The following is a 12,389-nucleotide window of genomic DNA, read 5'->3' on the forward strand; positions in this document are numbered from 1 at the left end:
CAAATTACTTCGGCGTAATACAGACTGGCAGCTCACAGTTTGCCGCAGCATCCTGTTGCACTCTAAGGCTGTTAAGTTCATTCAAGCTATTCTGATAGTTAGCTTGATCCGGTGCTATTGATACAGCGCAGCGGGCAGACTTGAGAGCAGCTTCAGCGCAGCCTGTTTGCATCAGGGTATAGGCCAGGTTATTCCAGCCGGCTTCAGGTGCGGTGCTATTTTCAATATAGCGGATGAAATAATCTGTTGCCGAATCATATTTTTTCTGAGCATAGCTGATATTACCAAGCCCCATCAGGGCGGCGGTATTGTCGGGCCATTTTTTTAATGTGGTTTGATAAGCTTCGGATGCTGCTGTTATCAATGCTGAATTGCTTGAACCTAATTGCTCCAGTGTGTTTGCAGCCTCAATGTAGCGTTGCGGGTTAGCCGTCGCGGGAAGAGTGTTCGTAGGTAGTATTACTCTGGCCCAGTTGTCTGCTCTGTCCCATGTTTTCATAAACAGGGACAGGTCGGTGGGGTAACGTTCATCAGGACCCGAGCGGAGATATATCTGCTGTAAGTCGAGATCAAAGCCGATGGCAACGGCAAAGTGCCATTGGGGGAACCAGTTGAATCCCAGGTTCTGCATCACTAGCACGGGATGTCCGGCATCCAGCTCTCGCAGTATAAATTTCAATTGTGGTTCAAGCGGATAGACCAGCAGTCCATATTGACGTGCTTTAGCATCCAGCTCGATAGCCAGAGTGCCACCCTTATCAGGAATGTAAAGATAGGGACGTAACTCTTCTGGCGTGGCTGCAATGTTGTTGTAGGCGAGCATCGTGGCTAAAGATGCAGGGCCGCACTGGTCACCCTGTTGCGGGAAATAGGCTAAACCCTGGAGCTCTGCGGTGTTTTCGATGCTGGGATCAGTTATCAAGGATTCAACGAGGGTAGGATTGCTGCTACAACCTGCTACCAGCAGAGTTGTTATAAGAATGACTGTCGGTAGCAGCTGTGCAGAGACCCGGTTGACCAGTGACGCTGCCAATTTAACGATTAATGCAGCGAACAAAGCTGAATAGGTTAGTGGCGCAAAGCATATCAGTGACGACGAAGACGACAAAAACCAGGCCGACCAGCCCTAGTACTCCTTCACCAGCTGGCTGGGAAGCTAGATTTGCATTCAGCTGACTGATCTCATCCGGTGTCAGGCTGGCAATTCGCTGTTGTAGTTCTTGTGTATCAACCCCCATATCAACCAGCTGTTGCTGCAATTCGACCGACTCCAGCTTTTGTATAAGATCGTTTTTAGTGTATTGCTGGTTTTCTGTCTGGATAATGCTGTCCGTGGTTATCATTGCAGCATTCAAGGTGAGGCTCTGGAAACTCATTACCAGCATTAAGGCGATGACTAGTCGGCCTATCCATGTCTGCTTGAGTATATTCTGTAATAACATAATAGTGACCTCTATTTTAATGCTCTGGTCGCGAGCAGAGCGACCGCTGTGAGTTGTGTTATTGTTGGCTGTCAGCTGGTGTGGGTTTCAGATTTGAATCGGTTGATTCAATCTGTGTTCCAGTAATTGATTTTTACAGTGTAGTCGAAACGAGGGGATATGGCGGTCGGGAGCTATAAACAATAAAAAAGCCAGCGGATGCTGGCTTTAGTAACAAAACAGAGGGTCGTATCAGCCGACAATACCTTGTTTCTTCAAATACTCTTCGTAGCCACCCCGGAAATCGGTCAGGCCGTTTTCATTCAGCTCGATAACTCGGGTTGCCAGGGAGGAGACAAACTCTCGGTCATGGCTGACGAAGATCAGTGAGCCTTCGAAGTTTTCCAGTGCCAGGTTAAGGGCTTCAATCGATTCCATATCCATATGGTTTGTCGGCTCATCCATCAACAGGATATTAGGCTGTTGCAGAATCAGTTTGCCTAGTAACATCCGGCCCTTCTCGCCACCGGAAAGCACTTGAACAGATTTCTTGATCTCGTTTTGTGAGAATAGCATGCGGCCAAGAGAGCCACGGATAACCTGCTCATCGGCGCCGGACTTGGTCCATTGGGCCATCCAGTCAAACAGATTCATATCTTCAGAAAATTCGTGTGCGTGATCCTGAGCGTAATAACCAATATTGCTGTTTTCAGACCATTTAACTTCGCCGCTATCCAGTTCAAGATCACCAAACAGACTGCGTAAAAGGGTCGTCTTGCCGATACCGTTAGGACCGATAATGGCAATGCGTTCGCCCACTTCAACCATCAGGCTGAGGTCTTTAATCAGAGGTTCAGCGTCGAAACTTTTGTTAAGATTTTCAACTTCCAACGCCAGACGATGAAGTTTCTTCTCCTGATCAAAACGGATATAGGGGCTCTGACGGCTGGATGGCTTAATATCATTCAGCTCAATCTTCTCAATCCGTCGGGCGCGGGATGTTGCTTGCTTAGCTTTGGACGCGTTCGCTGAGAAACGGCTTACGAAGCTGCGCAGTTCAGCGATCTGGGCTTTCTTCTTCGAGTTCTCTGACTGCAGACGTTCCTGTAGCGCAGTAGAAGCGATCATATAATCATCATAGTTACCCGGATAAAGCCGTAGCTCGCCGTAGTCCAGATCAGCCATATGGGTACAAACTGCGTTCAGGAAGTGACGGTCGTGGGAGATGATTATCATGGTGCTGTTACGATCGTTTAAGACGCCTTCCAGCCAACGGATAGTGTTGATATCCAGGTTGTTGGTCGGCTCGTCTAGCAGCAGAATGTCAGGATCTGCAAACAACGCCTGGGCCAGCAATACCCGCAGTTTCCAACCGGGAGCAACTTCGCTCATCAGGCCAAAATGCTGTTCAATCGGAATATCCAGGCCGAGCAATAGCTCGCCCGCACGGGACTCAGCGGTGTAGCCATCCAGTTCTGCGAATTCGACTTCCAGCTCAGCGACTTGAAGACCTTCTTCTTCACTCATATCCGGCAGTGAGTAGATGCGATCTCGTTCCTGTTTTATCTTCCAGAGCTCTGCATGGCCCATGATCACCGTATCGATTACGCTAAATTCTTCAAAGGCAAACTGATCCTGGCGCAGCTTACCGATGCGCTCGTTTGGGTCTTTGGAGAAGGTGCCAGCGGAAGCTTCCAGATCACGACCTAGAATCTTCATCAGGGTAGATTTACCACAGCCGTTCGCGCCGATCAGGCCGTAGCGGTTCCCCTCACCAAATTTTACGGAGATATTTTCGAACAGCGGCTTGGCACCAAACTGCATTGTAATATTAGCGGTAGTTAGCAAAACAGGAATCCATCAGTCTTAACGTTGAGTGAAAATTAAGCGGCGTATTGTCCCACAGATCACCGTTAAAGTGTGTGAATAGAGTGTTTCTTTTTCATTATTTAACAGAGATACTGTTGCGAAATGGGCGGGGTATATGGATAAGAAACAACTGATAACGAAAGTCATAAGTAAACTTCAGGCTGATCTTGAAACTAATATTGCGGCGGCAAACGAAGCCCGCGAGACCGCAACACATGAAGAGAATGTGGCCGAAAATAAGTATGACACCTTAGGGCTGGAAGCCTCTTATTTAGCCCATGGCCAGACCATGCGAGTTGAGGCGCTGGAGATAGAGATAGCGGCTTATAGAAGCATGCCGTTGAGAAAGTTTACTGAAGAGTCAGCGGCAGGGCTTTCTGCACTAGTAACACTAGAAGCGGCAGATGGGGCGTTGAAACATCTGTTTATAGGCCCTGCGGGAGGAGGAGTTCAGGTTAGGCTTGGCTCTTATACCGTTATCTTTATTACCCCCGAAGCCCCCATCGGTAAGGCATTGATCGGGCGGTATTCAGGGGATGTGGTGATGTTGCCCCAGGGTGAATTTGAGATTACTGATATCTGCTGATGACGTATAATCCACAGCAATCGTTTTTAAGGGGCATAACTGTAGCCCTGAAGCCATTAAGGAATAGCAATGAGCGTTACAAAAGATAAAGTTGTTCAGTTTCATTACAACCTGACCGATGCGGATAATAGCATTGAAGAAACCACCCGGGGTGGTTCTCCTATGGCTTACCTGCATGGTCACAATAATATGATAACGGGCCTGGAACAGGCGATGGAAGGTAAAGCGGTTGGCGATACGTTCTCTGTAACTCTGGAGCCAAAAGATGCCTACGGTGAGTTTTTACCTGATTGCGAACAGCGTATTCCTGTAAAACATCTGCAAGGGGCTAAGAAATGGAAGCCAGGTATGGTCGGCACAGTACATACCGATCAGGGTCAGCGACAAGTAAAAGTCGTTAAGGTGGGTAAGTTTATGGTGACGGTAGACAATAATCATCCGCTGGCCGGAAAAGTACTGACCTTTGATATAGAGATTATCAATTCCCGAGACGCTACCGGTGAAGAGGTTGCCCATGGCCACGCCCACGGCGAAGGCGGGCATCATCACTAAAACACCTTCGGTGTTTTAATGCAGAACGCAGCTTCGCTGCTTGCTAGAACGGAGCCTTCGGCTTCTGCTAGGCGCTAGATGGAAAACTTCGTTTCCTTGCTAGAAAAAGATTAGATTGTGAAAGGCTATATGGGGACACTCTGTAGCCTTTTTTTATCTTTGATTTTCTAGCTACTAGCGAGTCGCGTAGCGACGTCTAGCAAACGGCGAAGCCGTGTCTGTTTTCTGATTTATCCGCTCAATCTAGCCTATAGCTAAAAATGAATAGCCCGCAGCCATTGTCTGATCAATACTCAGTACAAAGAAAACCTGAGCAGGAGCAATGTTATGAAAACTGAGCGTTTAGAATTTACGGGGCATGATGGATCGCTGCTGGCAGCGCGGCTAGACCTGCCGGTAGGTAAGCCTGCGGCATATGCTTTGTTTGCTCATTGTTTTACCTGCTCTAAGGATATTCAGGCGGCGAAGCGGATAGCGCAACGCCTGGCGTCTTTAGGCATCGCGGTGCTGCGCTTTGATTTTACAGGTCTGGGTCACTCGCAGGGAGAGTTTGCTAATACTGACTTCAGCTCCAATATGCAGGATCTGCTTCAGGCGGTGAGTTTTCTGCGTGAACATTACTCTGCGCCTCAGTTGCTAATTGGGCACTCACTCGGTGGTGCCGCAGTGCTTGCGATGGCTGGTCAGGTGCCAGAAACGAAGGCAGTAGTGACGATAGGCGCACCGGCTGACCCTAAACATGTACTGCATAACTTTGGTGATCAGATCGATGAAATATGTACCGAAGGTGAGGCCGATGTAAGTCTGGCAGGTCGTGCGTTTACGATTAAACGGCAGTTCATTGATGATATCTCAGCTGTTTCGCTGGAACAGGCGGTGACAGGTCTGCGTAAAGCATTGCTGGTGATGCATGCGCCCCTGGATGAGACGGTTGATCTGGCGAATGCTGCTCAACTATTTCAGATGGCAAGGCATCCAAAGAGCTTCGTGACACTGGATTCTGCTGATCACCTGTTGAGCCGGTTTGAAGATGCTGATTATGCAGCGGAGGTGATCTCTACCTGGGCGCAGCGATACATTGATGTTCAGGTATTGCCTAAGCAGATGAGCGCACCGGAAGGTGTTACTCGGGTGTCTGAGGCTGATTCTGCAAGCTTTACGCAGGATATCAGTGCAGCAGGGCATCATTTGATCGCCGATGAGCCTGCGGGTTATGGCGGGAACTACCTGGGGCCTACTCCTTATCAACTGGTTGCCGCTGGACTTGGGGCTTGTACCTCAATGACTATCAGAATGTATGCACGGCAGAAGAAGATTCCTTTGGAACATGTGCAGGTTGATGTAAGTCATACTAAAGTGCACGCACAAGATTGTGCCAGTTGTGAACAAGAAAATGGTAAAATCGACCAGTTTCTAAGGCATATAACGTTAACAGGAAACCTAACACCTGAGCAGCAACAGCGGTTATTAGAGATAGCCGACCGTTGTCCGGTGCACCGAACGCTGGAAGGTGAAATTGATATTAAAACGACTCTGGAGCTTTAATGAAAGAGCGTTTGCATCTGATATCGATGCCTCTTTTGATGATGAGTCTGGGGATTTGATACTTGGCTAACAGTGATTTACAAAGTTTTTATAGTTTTTTGGATCATTTGCCGATCGCGGCCCTGGTGATCTCTTTTGAAGATCACCAGGCTGCTGACTTGAGTGCTCAGAAAATCTGTCATGTGAATTTTAAGTATCTTGAGTTGATAGGGTACCCGTTATCGGCGACTCCCGATTCAGCCAGTTGGATGGAATTAGCATATCCTGAGCCTGAATATCGACAGGAGTTAATTAATCGTTGGAAGGTTGAGTCAGCAGCTGCGATGCAGCGTGATGATGTGACCGCTAAGGCTGTTGTTAAGATTAGTTGTAGTGATGGTCGAGAACGTTTTTTTGAGGTGTTCAGTGAAGTAAGAAGTACGATTCTGCCGAACCACTATATTATCTCTTTTATCGATATAACGGATATGAAGGCAGAGATAGAAGGCTTGAAACGTCAGTCCGTAATGGATCAGTTGACCGGCGCTCATAATCAATATCACCTGTTACAACGAGTAGAGCATGAGATAGAGCGGGCGTTGAGTATCGATTCATGCTTTACGCTGATGATGGTTGACCTGGATTTTTTCAAGACGGTTAATGATCGCTATGGTCATGAATGTGGTGATCAGGTATTGATCGCCTGTGCAAAAATAATCAGATCTGTGCTGAGTCCAGTTGATTGTTTAGCTCGATGGAACGGCGCTGATTTTGTCGTGTTGATGCGTGAAGATAATCCGGGAGTAGCACGGCAGGTGATTCAGAAAGCCTGGCAGGAAATTCGTGCTCATACTTTCATGTGGCAGGATGATACCTTTGCTATGACGGCCACCATTGGGTTGACGACGTATCAATCCGGAGATAATACTGATCAAGTGTTAGGGCGCGCAGATCTTGCATTGAAACGAGGTAAGCAGGTCGGTGGTGATTTTGTGTTTATGGACGACTTTACTGAATAAACAGATCAGCCCCATTGTTGAAGTTCATCCGCCTTATCATGCACTTTTTCCATTAGCGATAATAACTGTTCCTGTTCTTCTTCTGTCAGTGCAGAGAGGATGAACTCTTCACGTGCCAAAGCCAGTGGAACAATTTTACGATAGGTGATTTTGCCTTTTTCGGTCAGACTTAGCAGGTGATATCGCCGATCGTTGCTGTCCTCTTGCTGGTAAAGCATATCGTCATTTCTGAGGCGGGCGATAGCTCGGCTGACCTGCATCTTTTCCAGGCTAGTGTAAGCAACCAGCTCTTTTGCAGACATCGATCTTTGAATTCCCAAAGCCGCAATAATTCGCCATTCCTGACGACTAAGATTAAATCTGCCTAAGTAAAGTTGAGCGATCGACTGGCTGACGACCGTGTTCAGTACTGATAATTTGTATGGGAAATAACGGGGCAGCTCCAGTTGCTGCTCACCTTTATTCTTAACGGTATGCTTTGTTGTCACCAGCATTAACCTCAGAAGTACCTGTAATAACCTTTAGTTTATATGGTTATTGCAGGTAAAAACAAATCATAGTTACTGAGTTATGCTTATTTATAGTTAAGTCTCTACAAAACAGTTAGTTACAGCTGTGCATGTTTTGGATCTAGTAATAACGGTTGTTACTAGTCAAGAAGGGTGCAGGGAAGTTTGTTGCGCCGCTGAAAGCCCTGGCGTTCGAATAATAGAGCGCATTAAGCTTACTCACTCGTTCCCTTTTTTCTGCGTTCGAGCCACTTTACGTTGTGATCGCAGTGGGGGCAGCGGTCATGGAGCACTGCATCGATCTCTTTTCGTAACTGGGCAAGGTCACGTTCGAACTCTTTCTCAAATTTCTGATCCAGGTTGGAATGCAGAATATGGGCGGCATCCTCTTTGCTTATCCCCAGTGTCTCGCGCATCTGATTCAGGGCCTTTTCCTCGACTGAATCAACAACACCATCCTGAATCGCCATATGGACCATTTTTTCATAGGTTCGGCGACGCTGCTTAAGCGCTTCACTGAAACCGGATGCTAATAGGCCGGCGGGCAGGGCAACGATACCTAAACTCATGATGCTGATAATTGAGGCCATAATTTTACCCATCACCGTGACGGGAATAACATCACCATAGCCCACGGTTGTCATCGTGACGATTGCCCACCACATTGCTGCCGGAATACTACTGAATGCTTCGGGTTGGGCTTTATGCTCAGCGAAATAGATCAGGCTGGAAGCAACAATGATCAACATGAAGAGGACAAACAGAGCCGCGCTAATCGATCTGGATTGTCGGTGTAAAACCTGTAAGAGCAGTGACATTGAAGAGGAATAGCGGGTCAGTTTAAACACCCGTAACAGACGAAGCACCCGCATAAAACGCAGATCAACACCGGTCACTATCATACTCAGATAGAAGGGTAGGATAACAATCAGATCGATCAATGCCATAGGGGTTAGCATATAACGAACTCTGCCCCAGAAAGGGCGGTGATGCTGGCTCTCTGTATCTTCTATGGCGCTCCAGACCCTGGCTATGTATTCGATGGTAAATATAAGGACAGAGAAAACCTCGAAACGATAAAACCAGCGATGGTATTCAGCACTGACTGAGGGCAGAGTTTCCAGAATGACAAATAAGACATTCAGAGAAATTAGAGAGATCAGGAAGATATCAATCGCTTTTCCGAGTGTGTGTTGCTTGTTACCGATTTCTAGAATTTCGTAAGTCAGTTTACGTATATTGCTCATGGGTAACCTGGATGTTGTCGTTAATACGTCTCAGGAAAGGAGTTTATTGCAGCCTCCCTATGAAACGATTTTAAGCGCTAGAATTATAGTATCGGCAAAAGGGTCGTGATTTGAAGTATTTGCAGGCGCTTTTTGGGACTAAGATCAAATCAGGCGCTTTTTTTAGCCACTGGCGTTTTAAAAGACTCTCTTTTGGCTGAATTGGCAAGTGTCTGCCAGCAGACTGAGCTTTTTCATCAGCGCGGTGCTACCTAACTATGACCTATACAGATTGGCACCACTGCTCGGTTTTTAATCGATCAAGGCTATCTCCCAGTGGTGTGGTGCTAATAATTTTTTGTACTTGTTGCAGAGAATACTGTGCAGCCGAAAGCTCTGTGGGTATGAGTTGGGTAGGCACAAGCTCGATAAGTTTGTAGTCATGGCTGTTATCGGCTTTTTTAAATTCAATATAAATAAATAGTGCGGTTAGAGATTGCCGTTTGCCAGGGGTTATCCAGTAACGCACATTACATTGATGGAGGTTGTGCCAACAGCAGGCTGGCGTGTTGAATGCTACGGAGACTTCATCCAACTCGTTATTGAATGATGGTGATTCTGCGTAGGTAAAGTGTGCTTCAAACATGGATCTGCTCCCATTTTCATGAGAACTGACGTTGTACGTGGGGGTTACCTGTTTTTTGTCGGTAATGACCACATCGTTGCGCTATAACATAGCGAAACAACCACCTTGCCCAGGTAGGCAGGTTGGCGAGGACGTCAGCCCTTCTCTTGATGTTAATAATGATTTTGAGGTATCGATTCTATGTAAACGGTTGAGTGGTTGCAAGCGTTGTCTGAGCCGGTTCAGTGTAATGTATTCAGCATAGCTTTAAATTTACAGCCTGATCTAATCGATTTGGCTTAGTCAGTGCATCAATGGAGTACATATCTTGCTTGGTAACTTCCATACACCAGATGCTGAAACTGAAGCCCGGTAGTGCGAATAGCACACCGAATATAGTTATAACCTAGTAAATTTTAAAACGGTTAGGTAGTTTCATCGGTTTAATCCTTAGCGTTGCAAGGTAAGTGTATTGCCTCGCTGGGTGAGTTCCAGATGCTGTAAAAAACTCATGCCTAGCAAGATAGTCTCGCCCTGCATGTGTGGATTGATGTGGGCAGATACATTAGGTAGTGATAACCCGCCTAAAGCAACCGAATCAAGCAGGGTATCATAGACTTTGATAGTGCCATTGGCGGTATTGGCATAGGAAGCTCGGCCAGGGGTCAGCTTGAGCCTATCGGCAAGTACACCGGGGATACTGATATCGGTCGCACCGGTGTCCAGCAGAAAGCGAACCGGTTCACCGTTGATGCTACCGGGGGCTATATAATGTCCCTGGCGATTACGTTGTAACACGACAGGCTCACTACTTTTTGTGGTGGCCAAATCGTAGTTAGGATCATGTTTTTGAAGCAGCTGATCCTGGAATAATAGATAAAACACGCCCAGGATGATAACCCAGGTCAGATGGGTAAAGAGCTTGGCAATAAAACGCCGGCTGCTGTCCTGTTTCATAATGCTCCTGTATATTACGTTTAGTCATAGACTTAAGTATGATTAATAATATTTTGTCCGGTTCAGTTCGCCAGCAATTTATGTCACCGTCTTTTCATCAGAAAAGATAAAGCTCAGTAGGTTCAGTTTTAGCATAAGCTAACTGATTAGGAATACCCTCTGTGTCAGATTGCTGCAAGTAATTGACTTGATAAAGTAAATTGGAGAGAAATCGAGTGCAGTTCCATTCCCAACGCCAGATGATTGCTGATGAAGTACATGCCCGGCCGTTTCAACACCTTAGCGCGCCACTGAAAGTACTGCATTTCGCCCTAATGCTTGAAGAAAAGAGTATCTCTGAAGTACGTAATGACATATCGGAGTTCTTTGTCGCTTGCGGTGGACAGGCGATGGAACCTGGGGCGAGTTTCTGCTATCAGCAACTGGAGACGCTGGCGCTGCGTTGGGAAGCGCATACAGAGTTTTACACTCTGACGCTTTACCATAATCAACTAGATAATAGCTGGGAACAGACGCTGCCAGGGTTGCCGGACAACTGGAACGATCAACTCCCCGGCGAATTGATAGCCGGTGTTCAGATTCAAGTGCTAGCACCTTCCGCCGAAGGTGATGAACAGATGGCAAAAGATCTGTTTAAAAATAATCAGTATATTGGTTCCAATGTAATGCGAGGGGCCGCCAGGGTCTGGACCGATTTTCGCGCAGAAGGTGAGTTTTTTCTTGATCGTATTCTGGTGAAGAACATCGATATGCACGGTTACCAGTGCGGTCGACTGATACAGCGTCTGTGTGAAATTGATACTTACCGGGCAGTGGCTTTATTAGGCATAGAGCCTGCACGCAAAGTGATGCAAAAGGTCACCAAACTGGATCGTGAACTGGCTGAAATTACCGTCAAGTTAAGTGAACTGGAAAAAGGGGACGAGTCAGATACTCTGGATGCTCTGATGGCGTTGTCAGCCCAGGCGGAAGAGATCTCAGCGGATACGGTGAACCGCTTTTCAGCTTCCGATGCTTACTATGCGCTAGTAAGGATGCGGATCTCTGAATTGGAAGAGATCCGTATTGAAGGATTGCAGACGCTGGAACAGTTTATTGAGCGTCGGGTTGATCCGGCAATGCGAACCTGGCGAGCGGCAGCACAACGTCTGGAACGGTTGTCTCAGCGAATCGCCCGTGCCAGTAACCTGTTGCGTTCCCGGGTAGATCTATCGACTGAACAGAAGATCCACGGTCTGCTCAGCTCAATGAATAAACGTACTCGCCGTCAGTTGAACCTGCAGGCGAAATTGGAAACTTTCTCCATTATCGTAGTGACGTACTACCTGTTCGATCTGGTGGAGCGGACTATCCGTCATATGACGACAGGAGAGCCTCGAGAAATGGCTATTAACTGGCTTAGTTATTCCTTGCCGGGGATTGTCTTGCTGGTTTGGTGGTATGTCCGGCGGGTCACTAAAGAGTTTAAATCTGATGATTAAGACTTTGCCGAAATTTATTTTTTGTTAATTAAAGTACTTATGTCAGTGTTAAAACTGGGCAAATGCCTTCGAAACAGCTGTGTTAACTGCGGTAAATGAAGTGGTTGAGAAGGGATTTATCCCGGTTGCAAAATCTACAGGCCGATAGGCTGTTGCATCTATTGGACAGGCTGTTATACTGCCGCCTGTCTTGTTCGAGACGACCTTAAGTGGTCACGTTATGGTGGCTCCATTGGTCCTCCCGCAACGATAAACCGTGAACCTGGTCAGACCTGGAAGGGAGCAGCCACAGCGGTGGATTTGTGTGCCGGGATGTGGCTGGTGGAGTCGTCACCCAAAACTCCCCATCTCTATCTTGTTTATCTGCTGAATCAGCAATCTACTCTATTTTTATTCTTTTAATATCCGTACTGTTGCTTGAATTCTTGTTGTGGGTGCTGCATTTAATCTTCTACCTGAGAACTTTGCGTGGGTGAATTGTGTTTTTGTAGGAGCGATGCCCTTATCGCAATAGAGGAGACTAGTTGAGCTAGCCTTTAAGATTATTTCTGATTATCGCAGTACTGCTTTGCTGTTTATTCCGCTTTCCTGAGCAGACCAAGATCAATGCCTCTGGCCTC

Annotated in this window: 12 protein-coding genes, 1 other RNA gene and 1 riboswitch; of the genes, 6 read left to right on the top strand and 7 right to left on the bottom strand. The window is 47.0% G+C overall.

Annotation, left to right across the window (positions count from 1 at the left end; genetic code table 11):
- Positions 1-4: 4 nt before the first annotated feature.
- The 3 genes from QZZ54_RS10435 to QZZ54_RS10445 all read right to left on the bottom strand — a co-directional run bounded on the left by QZZ54_RS10435 (position 5) and on the right by QZZ54_RS10445 (position 3,269).
- The gene (locus tag QZZ54_RS10435) at positions 5-1,057 is read right to left on the bottom strand and encodes a PA2778 family cysteine peptidase (protein ID WP_290702481.1); all 1,053 of its coding nucleotides are present in this window, start codon (positions 1,055-1,057) and stop codon (positions 5-7) included.
- Positions 1,035-1,442, bottom strand: a complete 408-nt coding sequence (locus tag QZZ54_RS10440; RefSeq protein ID WP_290702483.1) for a PA2779 family protein — start codon at positions 1,440-1,442, stop codon at positions 1,035-1,037. The genes QZZ54_RS10435 and QZZ54_RS10440 overlap by 23 nt, the downstream gene beginning before the upstream one ends.
- 231 nt (positions 1,443-1,673) lie before the next feature.
- On the bottom strand, positions 1,674-3,269 hold the full coding sequence (locus QZZ54_RS10445) for an ABC-F family ATPase (protein ID WP_290702485.1): 1,596 nt from the start codon (positions 3,267-3,269) through the stop codon (positions 1,674-1,676).
- A 136-nt stretch (positions 3,270-3,405) separates the two neighbouring features.
- Here QZZ54_RS10445 and QZZ54_RS10450 point away from each other — a divergent pair, with 136 nt between their 5' ends.
- From QZZ54_RS10450 to QZZ54_RS10465, 4 genes are all read left to right on the top strand, one after another.
- A complete protein-coding gene (locus tag QZZ54_RS10450; RefSeq protein ID WP_290702486.1) occupies positions 3,406-3,876 on the top strand; it encodes a transcription elongation factor GreAB in 471 nt (156 codons plus the stop codon).
- Between the two features lie 69 nt (positions 3,877-3,945).
- Positions 3,946-4,428, top strand: coding sequence for a peptidylprolyl isomerase (locus tag QZZ54_RS10455; RefSeq protein WP_290702487.1), 483 nt, complete (start codon positions 3,946-3,948; stop codon positions 4,426-4,428).
- Positions 4,429-4,755: 327 nt separating this feature from the next.
- Positions 4,756-5,973 carry a bifunctional alpha/beta hydrolase/OsmC family protein gene (locus QZZ54_RS10460; protein WP_290702489.1) on the top strand — a complete coding sequence of 406 codons (1,218 nt, stop codon included), beginning with the start codon at positions 4,756-4,758 and terminating at the stop codon, positions 5,971-5,973.
- Positions 5,974-6,035: 62 nt separating this feature from the next.
- Positions 6,036-6,971, top strand: a complete 936-nt coding sequence (locus QZZ54_RS10465; RefSeq protein ID WP_290702491.1) for a GGDEF domain-containing protein — start codon at positions 6,036-6,038, stop codon at positions 6,969-6,971.
- A gap of 5 nt (positions 6,972-6,976) precedes the next feature.
- Here the strand turns inward: QZZ54_RS10465 and QZZ54_RS10470 are convergent, their stop codons facing one another.
- The 4 genes from QZZ54_RS10470 to QZZ54_RS10485 all read right to left on the bottom strand — a co-directional run bounded on the left by QZZ54_RS10470 (position 6,977) and on the right by QZZ54_RS10485 (position 10,288).
- Positions 6,977-7,459, bottom strand: coding sequence for a MarR family winged helix-turn-helix transcriptional regulator (locus QZZ54_RS10470; RefSeq protein ID WP_290702493.1), 483 nt, complete (start codon positions 7,457-7,459; stop codon positions 6,977-6,979).
- A gap of 236 nt (positions 7,460-7,695) precedes the next feature.
- Complete coding sequence (locus QZZ54_RS10475) at positions 7,696-8,727, bottom strand: ion transporter (RefSeq protein ID WP_290702495.1); 1,032 nt, start codon at positions 8,725-8,727, stop codon at positions 7,696-7,698.
- Between the two features lie 262 nt (positions 8,728-8,989).
- Positions 8,990-9,352, bottom strand: a complete 363-nt coding sequence (locus tag QZZ54_RS10480) for a hypothetical protein (protein ID WP_290702497.1) — start codon at positions 9,350-9,352, stop codon at positions 8,990-8,992.
- A 41-nt stretch (positions 9,353-9,393) separates the two neighbouring features.
- Positions 9,394-9,510, bottom strand: a riboswitch (SAM-I-IV-variant riboswitch).
- A 271-nt stretch (positions 9,511-9,781) separates the two neighbouring features.
- A complete protein-coding gene (locus QZZ54_RS10485; protein ID WP_290702499.1) occupies positions 9,782-10,288 on the bottom strand; it encodes a TIGR02281 family clan AA aspartic protease in 507 nt (168 codons plus the stop codon).
- A 215-nt stretch (positions 10,289-10,503) separates the two neighbouring features.
- Here QZZ54_RS10485 and QZZ54_RS10490 point away from each other — a divergent pair, with 215 nt between their 5' ends.
- Both QZZ54_RS10490 and ffs read left to right on the top strand, forming a co-directional pair.
- Positions 10,504-11,769: a DUF3422 family protein gene (locus QZZ54_RS10490; RefSeq protein ID WP_290702501.1), complete on the top strand. Its 1,266-nt coding sequence runs from the start codon at positions 10,504-10,506 to the stop codon at positions 11,767-11,769.
- A 230-nt stretch (positions 11,770-11,999) separates the two neighbouring features.
- An RNA gene (ffs, locus tag QZZ54_RS10495) (signal recognition particle sRNA small type) lies at positions 12,000-12,096 on the top strand.
- Positions 12,097-12,389 lie beyond the last annotated feature (293 nt).

The sequence above is a fragment of the Amphritea sp. genome (genome assembly GCF_016744155.1).
Lineage (GTDB): Bacteria > Pseudomonadota > Gammaproteobacteria > Pseudomonadales > Balneatricaceae > Amphritea.